The sequence below is a fragment of the Mesorhizobium sp. M7D.F.Ca.US.004.03.1.1 genome (assembly GCF_003998635.1).
GTDB classification, from domain to species: domain Bacteria; phylum Pseudomonadota; class Alphaproteobacteria; order Rhizobiales; family Rhizobiaceae; genus Mesorhizobium; species Mesorhizobium loti.
Window position 1 is genome coordinate 1 of the sequence record NZ_RZQG01000850.1, and the last position, 2,511, is coordinate 2,511.

3 protein-coding genes are annotated in these 2,511 nt (G+C 55.0%); 1 reads left to right on the forward strand and 2 read right to left on the reverse strand.

What is annotated here, in order from left to right:
* The coding region (locus EN935_RS30840; RefSeq protein WP_164771484.1) for an ATP-binding protein at nucleotides 1-358 on the forward strand (358 nt) is incomplete at its 5' end.
* Nucleotides 359-418: 60 nt separating this feature from the next.
* Here the strand turns inward: EN935_RS30840 and EN935_RS30845 are convergent.
* Complete coding sequence (locus tag EN935_RS30845; RefSeq protein WP_127373957.1) at nucleotides 419-1,141, reverse strand: ABC transporter permease subunit; 723 nt, start codon at nucleotides 1,139-1,141, stop codon at nucleotides 419-421.
* Between the two features lie 4 nt (nucleotides 1,142-1,145).
* The gene (locus EN935_RS30850) at nucleotides 1,146-1,859 is read right to left on the reverse strand and encodes an ABC transporter permease subunit (protein WP_127373958.1); all 714 of its coding nucleotides are present in this window, start codon (nucleotides 1,857-1,859) and stop codon (nucleotides 1,146-1,148) included.
* Nucleotides 1,860-2,511: the final 652 nt, after the last annotated feature.

A 2,511-nucleotide genomic window follows, 5' to 3' on the forward strand; every position in this document is an offset into this window, starting at 1 on the left:
GGATCGGTCCGGTCAAATCGCCAATCGGCTAGTGCATTCCGATCTCGTCATTCTCGACGAACTTGGATATCTGCCGTTCAGCGCATCAGGCGGCGCGTTGCTCTTCCACCTCCTGAGCAAGCTTTACGAGCGCACCAGCGTCATCATCACCACCAACCTCAGCTTTAGCGAATGGGCCAGCGTCTTCGGCGATGCCAAGATGACCACGGCGCTGCTCGACCGGCTAACGCATCACTGCCACATCCTCGAAACCGGAAACGACAGCTTCCGCTTCAAGAACAGCTCAGCTCATGAGCCGAAAAACGCGAAGGAGAAAAACAGGAACTTGACCACCACACCAGACCCGAAACATACATAAAAGGCGGGTCAAATCTCGGTGGAAATACCGGGTCAGTTCCTACTGGAAATCAACACCCCTTCATGCGGCTGACATCGGCGACACCTTGGCGGTGTGGTCGCCCTTGCGATCAGGAGTGAGCTTCTCCTCGATGAAAAGGAGCGCTTGGGTGAGAGTGAAATTGATGGCAAGATAGATGAACCCGGCGCCGACAAATACTTCAACTGGGCGATAGGTTTGTGAGGCGATCTCCGAGGCGATTCCGGTAATCTCATAAAGCGTTACCAAGGAGGCCAGCGAGGTCGCCTTGATCATGGTAACGACCTCGTTGCCGTAGGCTGGAAGCGCCTGGCGGATCGCCGCGGGCAAGATGCAGCGCCGGTACAGCAGGACGCCGGACATACCCACCGATCTGCCGGCCTCGACCTCCCCGTCGGGCACAGACAACAAACCAGCCCTGATAATTTCTGCTGCATAGGCTGACGCGTTGATACTCATTGCGAGCAACGCGCACCAAAAAGGCTCCCTGAAAAACGCCCAGAGAACCGTATTTCCTCGAATCAGCTGAAATTGACTTAGCCCGTAGTAAATTAGAAATAAAAGAACGAGAAGTGGAACACTGCGAATGGACTGAGTGTATATCATCGATAGTAACGATAGAATCTTGTTACCGGAAAGTCTGAGCAGAGCAAGTATCAACCCAAGGACCGCGCCAATGCAGATAGCGCCACCGCTCAATACTATCGTAAGTGGCAACCCCCCTAGCAGGCGGACCATGGTGCCGTATATGAACGGAAAATCCATTGTCTTACTTGACGCCTTGTGCATAACGTTTCTCTGCATACCATAAGGCGACGCCAGAAACATTTGATACGGCGAAATAGAGTATGGCGGCGGCAATATAAAAATCGAAAGGCCGGTGGGTCGAGCCGGCTGCCACCTGGGCATATCGCATCAACTCCGCCATGCCGATCGCTGCCAGCAAGGATGTGTCCTTCAGAACACTCAGCCAAACGTTTCCGATTGCGGGCAAGGCGTGACGCAATGTGAGGGGAGCGACAATGCGAATGAACAGTAGCCAACCAGACATTCCGTGTGCACGAGCGGCCTCGATCTCGCCCTTGTCGACAGCGCCGAATGCGCCACGAAACACTTCGGTAAGCTGTGCACCGGAGATACAACCAATAGCCACAACGCCGGCAAGGAAAATTGGGAAGCTCACAAAGCCAGAACTCCCAAACATTCCCGCGATGCCGCCGGCGGCGGCGCTGCCCCCGAAATAAACGACGAAGACGATGAGCAATTCGGGAGTGCCACGGATTATGGTGGTATAAGTTCGGGCGATACCATGGACGACGGCATTACCTTGGATTTTCGCCCAGGCGCCGCAACCGCCCAAAGTTACTCCGACTGCGATCGATACGGTGGCCGCGACAATGGTAGCCAAGGTGCCGACCAGCAGCGAATCGCCCCATCCCGATGCTCCAAAGCCAACCAGCTGAAGAAAACTAAGAGGGCTCAAGGAATTTTCCTCGGACGGCCATGGGGGTCAGTACCGATAGCTTTGCCCGTGCCTGTGCTTAAATTCCAACATGCTAAACATATGTTGCATGATGTTGGCATTGGTCGGATTCGCGGGTGGCCGTGAACAGCGCCATATGCTGCAAGATCGTCCAATCGGTGGAACTTGACGAAGAAGGTGCGGACCAGAGGACGCGTAGCGACAGTGCGTTCAAACCAGGCAGGAGACCAGCCGGTGCCTGCAAGCGCAAAGACAAACGGCAATAGCAAGATTCCAACGTGGGTCCCATGGTCTTGTGGCTGTTTGCGGCCTCGAACTGAACTTGAGGCTGACGATAGCCAAGCCTCTCCCGGAGGATTCGAAACATGCGCAAACCGACGGGTATCTGGTCCGATCTGCAATATGCTGGCAGGCGACGAATGGCCGGTCCTGTCGGACGTCACTTTCGCGACTTTGTGGATGCGTGCTTTGTAAAACAACCTAAGTTGCGGCTGCTCACATCGAACCGAAACTGCCATCCATTGTAAGACCCGCATTGCACATCTTCTGCAAGGCGGAGCATCAAACAGTGGATACAATGGGTGGGGGTACAGTCGTGGCCAGCGGCCGCGCGCTCAGGAATGGCATTCACATGCGGGTGCACTCGCGATGT